The sequence below is a fragment of the Pseudomonas sp. K5002 genome, from assembly GCF_013386655.1.
Classification (GTDB): Bacteria; Pseudomonadota; Gammaproteobacteria; order Pseudomonadales; family Pseudomonadaceae; genus Aquipseudomonas.
Genome location: NZ_JACARK010001610.1, coordinates 1 through 944, shown reverse-complemented (window position 1 = coordinate 944; position 944 = coordinate 1). Strand labels below are relative to the sequence as shown.

2 protein-coding genes are annotated in these 944 nt (G+C 64.4%); both read left to right on the top strand.

The genetic code is table 11. From position 1 onward, the window contains the following. Nucleotides 1-597, top strand: a 597-nt coding sequence (locus HX846_RS38255) for a sensor histidine kinase KdpD (protein WP_256740523.1), incomplete at its 5' end; no start/stop codon positions are given. Then, nucleotides 594-944 (top strand): response regulator (locus tag HX846_RS38250; protein WP_178967584.1); only part of this gene is annotated, 351 nt, incomplete at its 3' end. The genes HX846_RS38255 and HX846_RS38250, both read left to right, overlap by 4 nt.

The window sequence follows — 944 nt, the reverse complement described above, 5'->3', positions numbered from 1 at the left end:
GCCCTGCCCCATGCGCCGCCGGGGCCGCTGACCGCGTTGCTGCACGGTATTCATGAGCAGGCGACTTCGATGCAACGCTTGATCGAAAACCTGCTGGACATGGCCCGCATGCAGGAGCGCGGTGTGCGACTCAACCGGCAATGGCATCTGCTGGAAGAAATTGTCGGCAGCGCCCTGCGCCAATTACGCGAACCACTGGCCCGGCATGTGCTGCACACCACCCTCGACCCGCAGTTGCCGCTGTTGGAAGTCGACGCGCTGCTGATCGAACGGGTGCTGGTCAACCTGCTGGACAACGCCGCCAAATACACCCCGCCTGGCACGGTCATCACCGTCACCGCCCGTTCCGTTTCCGACAGCATCCTGCTGGAAGTCAGCGACACCGGCCCGGGCAGCGCGCCGGCCAATCTGTTCGAACCGTTTGCCCGTGGCCAGCAGGAATCCTCGGTCGCCGGAATCGGCTTGGGGCTGGCCCTGGCCAAACGCATCGTCGAAGCCCACGGCGGGCGCATCGAAGCCAAACCCGGCCGCGAGTGCGGCATGCATTTCGTCATAACTTTACCGGCGGGTACTCCGCCCCCAATGGACGCCCTATGAGCACTGCACGCATTCTGATTGTTGAAGACGAGGCCAACATCCGCCGTTTTGTCGGCATCGCCCTGCAGGATGAGGGCTTCCAGGTGTTCGAGGCCGACAGCGTCAAACGCGCGTTGATCCACGCTTCCAGCCGTCAGCCGGACCTGGTGATCGTCGACCTCGGCCTGCCGGACGGCGACGGTAAACAGCTGATCAGCGAGCTGCGGGGATGGCTGGCGGTGCCGATCCTGGTGTTGTCGGCACGGGATCGCGAAGAGGAAAAAGTCGCCGCCCTGGATGCCGGCGCCGATGACTACCTGACCAAACCCTTCGGCGTACCCGAGTTGCTCGCGCGCATCCGTGCGCAA